Source organism: Actinomyces ruminis, from assembly GCF_002154335.2.
In the GTDB taxonomy this organism is placed as follows: domain Bacteria; phylum Actinomycetota; class Actinomycetes; order Actinomycetales; family Actinomycetaceae; genus Actinomyces; species Actinomyces ruminis.
This window is the reverse complement of sequence record NZ_MTPX02000068.1, coordinates 124565-131649: the sequence shown is the minus strand read 5'-3', so window position 1 is coordinate 131649 and position 7085 is coordinate 124565. Positions and strand designations below refer to the sequence as shown.

Annotated in this window: 3 protein-coding genes and 3 pseudogenes; 5 read left to right on the top strand and 1 reads right to left on the bottom strand. The window is 71.0% G+C overall.

From position 1 onward, the window contains the following. A pseudogene (gene purT / locus BW737_RS12780) lies at nucleotides 1-1227 on the bottom strand (formate-dependent phosphoribosylglycinamide formyltransferase); the annotation flags it as partial. 233 nt (nucleotides 1228-1460) lie between these two features. Between purT and rapZ the strand changes: the two are divergent. From rapZ to BW737_RS12755, 5 genes and pseudogenes are all read left to right on the top strand, one after another. After that, nucleotides 1461-2456 (top strand): RNase adapter RapZ, encoded by a 996-nt coding sequence (gene rapZ, locus BW737_RS12775; RefSeq protein ID WP_420835752.1) that lies wholly within the window; start codon nucleotides 1461-1463, stop codon nucleotides 2454-2456. Nucleotides 2457-2461: 5 nt separating this feature from the next. Beyond that, the gene (locus BW737_RS12770) at nucleotides 2462-3523 is read left to right on the top strand and encodes a gluconeogenesis factor YvcK family protein (RefSeq protein ID WP_086614536.1); all 1062 of its coding nucleotides are present in this window, start codon (nucleotides 2462-2464) and stop codon (nucleotides 3521-3523) included. A 50-nt stretch (nucleotides 3524-3573) separates the two neighbouring features. Continuing rightward, nucleotides 3574-4553, top strand: a pseudogene (whiA, locus tag BW737_RS12765) (DNA-binding protein WhiA). Nucleotides 4554-4727: 174 nt separating this feature from the next. Then, entirely contained in the window at nucleotides 4728-5735 is a 1008-nt protein-coding gene (gene gap, locus BW737_RS12760) for a type I glyceraldehyde-3-phosphate dehydrogenase (RefSeq protein WP_086614475.1), read from the top strand. 144 nt (nucleotides 5736-5879) lie between these two features. Further along, nucleotides 5880-7072, top strand: a pseudogene (locus BW737_RS12755) (phosphoglycerate kinase). Nucleotides 7073-7085 lie beyond the last annotated feature (13 nt).

The following is a 7085-nucleotide window of genomic DNA, read 5'->3' as shown; positions in this document are numbered from 1 at the left end:
CCGCCCGCGCCCGCTCGCGCGCAACCTCGACCTCGGCGGCCGCGGCAACGGCCACCCCCATGCGGCGGCCCGGGTGCGCGTCGGGCTTGCCGAACAGGCGTACGTCGCTGCCCGGAACGGCCAGCGCCTCGGCCACGCCCCGGTAGATCACGCCGGTATCGGCCCCGGACTCCACGGGCGACTTGATGACGGCGGAGGCGGCGGGGGAGCGCAGCGTCGTGTCCACCGGCAGCCCCAGCAGGGCCCGGGCGTGCAGTTCGAATTCGCTCAGCCGCTGACTCGCCAGGGTCACCATGCCGGTGTCGTGTGGACGCGGCGAGACCTCCGAGAAGAGCACCTCCTGCCCGCAGATGAACAGCTCCACGCCGAACAGGCCCCAGCCGCCCAGCGCGCCGGTCACCGCCGCGGCCGCCTCCTGCGCGCGGCGCAGTGCCGTCTGCGGCAGCGGGTGCGGCTGCCAGGACTCCACATAGTCGCCGCCGACCTGGCGGTGCCCGACCGGCTCGCAGAATGAGGTGACGGTCCGCCCGGTGCGCGGGTCGCGGGAGCGGACGGTGAGCAGGGTGATCTCGGAGTCGAAGTCGACGAAGCCCTCCACGATCACCCGGCCCCGGTCCACGCGCCCCTCGGTGGCCGCCAGGCGCCAGGCGGCGGCAACGTCGTCGGGGCCGCGCAGCACGGACTGGCCGTGCCCGGAGGAGGACATGACCGGCTTGACGATGCACGGGTAGCCGACGCGCTGTGCGCCGGCGGCCAGCTCGGCCAAAGAGGAGGCGAAGGCATAGGGCTGGTGGGTAGGCCGAGTGTCTCCGCGGCCAGGCGGCGGATCCCCTCCCGGTCCATGGTCAGACGGGCGGCGCGCGCGGTCGGAACCACTCGCACCGTGCCGGCCTCCTCCAGTGCCACCAGGGCGTCGGTGGCCAGTGCCTCGATCTCGGGGACGACGATCTGTGCCCCGGATGCCGCGATTGCTGTCGTCAGGGCCGCCGGGTCGGACATGTCCACGGTCAGGGCGTGCTGGGCAACCTGCTGCGCGGGCGCGCCCGCGTACCGGTCGATGGCGGTGACCTCCACGCCCAGGCGCATCAGCGCGATCGTCACCTCCTTGCCGAGCTCTCCGGAGCCGAGCAGCGCCACCTTCGTGGCCGACGGCGTTCCCGGGGTGCCGATGCCCGCGGCGGCGGGGGAGGGGGGTTGGGATGCGGTCACGGTCGCCTCCAAGTCGATTGTGCGCGGTGCGCGGGCGCGCCCGGGCGGCACGGCAGCCGTGTGCCGGTCGCTACGGCCACGCTACCGAAACATCGCCAGCCCGGCACAGCTGGTTGTGCCATGCTGGGGGTATGGACGCACAGGACCGAACCGACCCCGGCCGCCCGCCGGCACCGGGTGCCGGCTCCGGCCGGATCCCCCCGTCGGTACCCGTTGTCGGCCCCGCCTCCGCCGCCCCGCTGCCGCCGGGTGTGCCTCCGCGCAAACCGGTGCGCCACGTCGCCGAGTCGCCTGCGGCCGCCCCGGCACCCCGGGATCCGGCGAAGGACACGGTTCCGCGTGGCATCTCCGCCATCGATGAGGCGGCCGCGCCGGTGCCACCGGCCAAACGGCCGGAGATGATCATCGTCACCGGCATGTCCGGTGCGGGCCGCTCCCGGGCCGCCAACGCCCTGGAGGACCTGGACTGGTACGTGGTGGACAACCTGCCGCCGCAGCTGCTGCCGGCGCTGGCGGGCATGATGACCACGGTGGGGGCGGGCGTGCACCGGCTGGCCGCCGTGGTAGACGTGCGCAGCCGCGAGTTCTTCGCCTCCTTCATGAAGTACCTGGGGCAGCTGCGCGATACCGGCGTGGACGTGCGCCTGATCTTCCTGGACGCCTCCGATGCCGTGCTCATCCGGCGCTTCGAGTCCTCTCGGCGCCCGCACCCGCTGCAGGGAACCGGCTCCATCCTGGACGGCATCGAGCATGAGCGGACCCTGCTGGCCGGTCTGAAGGGCACCGCCGACGAGGTCATCAACACCACCGACTACTCGGTGCACGACCTGGCCCGCCGGATCCGGGAACTGGTCGCCCACGAATCCGACCTGGGCCTGCGGGTCACGGTCATGTCCTTCGGTTTCAAGTACGGGCTGCCGATGGATGCCGACCACGTGCTGGACGTGCGCTTCATCCCCAACCCCTACTGGGTTTCGGAGTTGCGTCACCTGACCGGGCGGGACGCGCCGGTGGCCGACTACGTGTTCCAGCAGGACGGCGCGGCCGCTTTCGTGGACGGCTACGTGAACCTGCTGATCCCGGCCTTGCCCCGTTACGTGGACGAGCTCAAGCCGAGTGTCACCATCGCGGTGGGCTGCACCGGCGGCAAGCACCGCTCGGTTGCGACCGCCGAGCGGATCGGCGCCAGCCTGCGCGCCGCGGGATTCAAGGTCGCCGTGCAGCACCGGGACCTGGGGAGGGAGTGAACGTCATGGGGCAGACTCCGGGGCAACCCGGGCGCAGCGCAATCGGTGCCGACGTGCCCGGCGCCCGCGCCACCATTGACTCCGCCGGCTGGCGCCGGCGTGGCGAGGAGGGGCCCGCCGTCGTCGCCCTGGGCGGTGGGCATGGCTTATCCGCCACCCTACGGGCCCTGCGGCACGTCACCCAGCGGCTCACCGCCGTGGTCACCGTCGCCGACGACGGCGGCTCCTCGGGCCGGCTGCGGCGGGAGTTCAACTGCCTGCCGCCCGGCGATCTGCGCATGGCTCTGGCCGCCCTGACCGACGAGACCGAATGGGGACTGACCTGGCGGGACGTGCTCCAGCACCGCTTCTCCGGTGAGGGAGAGCTGGACAACCACGCCCTGGGCAACCTGCTCATCCTGGCCCTGTGGCAGCTGCTCGGGGATGAGGTTGAGGGGCTCGACTGGGTGGGGCGGCTGCTGAGCATACACGGGCGGGTCATTCCCATGAGCGCCTCCCCCCTGGTAATCGAGGCGGATATCGTCGACGGCGATCACCGCCAGCGCGTGAGTGGGCAGGTCGCCGTGGCCACCACCCGCGGTCGTATGGAGAACGTGCGCGTGGTGCCCGAGGACGCCGATGCCCACCCGGAGGCGATCCGCGCCATCGATGCCGCTGACTGGGTGATCTTGGGCCCCGGCTCCTGGTACACCTCGGTGTTGCCGCACCTGATCCTGCCGGCCATGCGGCGCGCCCTGGTGAGTACCCGCGCACGCAAGGCCGTGGTGCTGAACCTGTCGGCACAGAGCGGCGAGACCGACGACATGACCCTCGCAGACCATCTGCGGGTGCTGGCCGAGTACGCCCCCGACCTGCGCCTGGATGTGGTCATCGCCGACCCCAGTGTGGTGGAGAACGTCGCGGAGCTGAGCGCGGTGGCAGAGTCCATGGGAGCGGTGCTGATGCTGCGGCAGGTGCGGACGGGGGACGCGCTGTGTCACCATGACCCGTTGCGGCTGGCCGCCGTCTTCCGGGACGCCTTCGACGGCGCGGTGGGGGACATCACCGGCCCGCCGCGCGCCGCCTGAACGCCCCACACTTATCCATTCCACCCCCACAGGACCAGGAGCATCACCACATGTCGCTGACGGTGACCGTCAAGGACGAGCTCGCCCGCGTGAGTACCGATAACGCCGCCCAACGCCGCGCCGAGGTGGCGTCCATGCTGCGCTTCGCCGGCGGGCTGCACCTGGTGTCCGGCCGTATCGTGGTCGAGGCCGAACTGGACCACGGCGGCGCCGTGCGCCGGCTGCACCGGGATCTGCGGGAGCTGTACGGCATGACCCCGGAGGTGCTGGTGGTTCAGGCGGGCTCCCTGCACCGCGGCAGTCGCTACGTGCTGCGCGTGACCGACCGCGGTCGCGACCTGGCCCGCCTGACCGGCCTGGTGGATGCCCACGGTCGTCCGGTGCGCGGCATGCCCGTCGCGGTCGTCCAGGGCGGCCGCAATGCCTCCGCGGCCGCCTGGCGCGGCGCCTTCCTGGCGCGCGCTCGCTCACCGAGCCGGGCCGCTCCTCCGCCCTGGAGGTCACCTGCCCCGGCAGCGAGGCGGCCCTGGCGCTGGTGGGGGCCGCTCGCCGCTTCGACGTGGTGGCCAAGGCCCGTGAGGTGCGCGGCGCCGACCGGGTCGTGGTCCGCGACGGTGAGGCGATCAGCGTGCTGCTGCAGAAGATGGGGGCCGTGGAGGCCAACGCCACCTGGGTGGAGCGGCGCTCGCGCCGCGAGACCCGCGGCACCGCCAACCGGCTGGCCAACTTCGACGACGCCAACCTGCGCCGCTCCGTGCGTGCCGCCGTCACTTCCGGGGCCCGGGTGGAGCGCGCCTTCGAGATTCTGGGGGAGGAGGTGCCCGAGCACCTGGTGCAGGCCGGCCGGCTGCGCATCCAGAACAAGCAGGCCAGCCTGGAGGAGTTGGGGCGTATGGCTGAACCACCGCTGACCAAGGACGCGGTGGCCGGGCGCATCCGCCGCCTGCTGGCCATGGCGGACAAGCGCGCCCATGAGCTGGGCATCCCGGACACGGAGTCCGTGCTCACCCAGGACATGCTCGACATGTGAGATGCGCCCACGTGTTCGCCCCTGGCGAGTCCGAACCGGCACGGCGGCGTGCACGTAACGCTAGACTCAACCTGCCGGATCGGACGGGGAGCACCCCACGAAGGCCCGGGGCACACCATGTGTGCAGCAAGCTACGAGTACGTGCGCCCGTGCGGCGCACTAGGAGGACACAAAGTGACCACCCGCGTTGGTATCAACGGCTTCGGCCGCATCGGCCGTAACTTCTACCGGGCCGCCCTGGAGCAGGGCGCCGACTTCGAGGTCGTGGCTGTCAACGACCTGACCGACATCAAGACCCTCGCCCACCTCCTCAAGTTCGACTCCATCATGGGCCGCCTCGACGCCGAGGTCACCTACGACGAGGAGAACATCATCGTCAACGGCAAGCCGATCCGCGTCCTGGCCGAGCGCGAGCCCGGCAACCTGCCCTGGGCGGACCTGGGTGTTGACGTTGTCGTCGAGTCCACCGGTTTCTTCACGGACGCCACCAAGGCCAAGGCACACATCGACGCCGGCGCCAAGAAGGTCGTCATCTCCGCCCCGGCGAAGAACGAGGACGGTACCTTCGTGGTCGGCGTGAACGAGCAGGACTACGACACCACCAAGCACAACATCATCTCCAACGCCTCCTGCACCACCAACTGCCTCGCGCCGCTGGCCAAGGTGCTGGATGAGGCCTTCGGCATCGAGAACGGCCTGATGGTGACCGTGCACGCCTACACCGGTGACCAGCGCATCCACGACGCGCCGCACAAGGACCTGCGCCGCGCCCGTGCCGCCGCCCTCAACATCGTCCCGACCTCCACCGGTGCCGCCCGCGCCGTGGCCCTGGTCCTCCCGCAGCTCAAGGGCAAGCTGGACGGCTACGCCATGCGCGTCCCGGTCCCGACCGGCTCCGTCACCGACCTGACCTTCAAGCCCGCCAAGCCGGCCACCGTTGAGGAGATCAACGCCGCCGTCAAGGCCGCCGCTGAGGGCCCGCTCGAGGGCGTTCTGGCCTACTCCGAGGAGGACCTGGTGTCCACCGACATCGTCGGCGACTCCCACTCCTCCATCTTCGACTCCAAGCTGACCAAGGTGCAGGGCGACCAGGTTAAGGTCGTGTCCTGGTACGACAACGAGTGGGGTTACTCCAACCGCCTCGTTCAGCTCACCGCCCTGGTCTGCGAGAAGCTCGCCTGAGTCCGCGTAAGCCGGCACTCACCACTGTGAGCCACTGACGGACGCCCGCGCACGCCACTCGCGTGCGCGGGCGTCCGCCGCTACCGGCGCGAGTTCAACAACCATCCACCCACCAACCCCACTAACACAGCACTGCGAGGTTCCATGAAGACCATCGAGTCCCTCGGCGACCTGAAGGGCAAGCGCGTCCTGGTCCGCTCCGACTTCAACGTTCCGCTCGACGCCGACAAGAACATCACCGACGACGGCCGTATCCGCGCCGCCCTGCCGACCCTGAAGACCCTGCTCGACGCGGGCGCCAAGGTCATCATCGTCGCCCACCTGGGCCGCCCCAAGGGCCAGGTCAACCCCGACTTCTCCCTCGCCCCGGTCGCCACGCGCCTGGCCGAGCTGACGGGCGTGAAGGTCACTCTCGCGCAGGACACCGTGGGCGAGAGCGCCCAGGCCGCCGTCGCCGCGCTCGAGCCCGGCAACATCGTGCTGCTGGAGAACGTGCGCTTCAACGCCGCCGAGACCTCCAAGGACGACGCCGAGCGCGCCGCCTTCGCCGAGCAGCTCGCCGCCCTGGCCGACGTGTTCGTCTCCGACGGCTTCGGTGTCGTGCACCGCAAGCAGGCCTCCGTCTACGACGTCGCCCGCATCCTCCCGGCCGCCTCCGGGCTGCTGGTCGCCAAGGAGATCGAGTCCCTCGGCAAGGCCGTCAACGACCCCGAGCGCCCCTACACCGTGGTGCTGGGCGGCTCCAAGGTCTCCGACAAGCTCGGCGTCATCGCCAACCTGCTGGGCAAGGCCGACCGCCTCTTGATCGGTGGCGGCATGGCCTACACCTTCCTCGCCGCGCAGGGCTACGAGGTCGGTACCTCCCTGCTGGAAGAGGACCAGATCGACACGGTCAAGGGCTACCTCGAGACCGCCAAGCTAACGGCGTCGAACTGCTGCTGCCCGTCGACACCGTCGTCGCCCCCGAGTTCAAGGCGGATGCCCCGGCCACCGTGGTCGCCGCCGACGCCATTCCCGCCGACCAAATGGGCCTGGACATCGGCCCCAAGACCCGCGAGCTGTTCGCCCAGGCGATCGCCTCCTCCAAGACCGTCGTCTGGAACGGCCCCATGGGCGTGTTCGAGTTCGCAGCCTTCGCCGAGGGCACCAAGGCCGTCGCCCAGGCGATCTCCGCCTCGGACGCCTTCTCCGTGATCGGCGGCGGCGACTCCGCCGCGGCCGTGCGCACGCTCGGCTTCGACGAGTCGACCTTCTCCCACATCTCCACCGGTGGCGGTGCCTCCCTGGAGCTGCTGGAGGGCAAGACCCTGCCCGGCATCGCCGTCCTGGACGACTGAACTCACCCCCCAT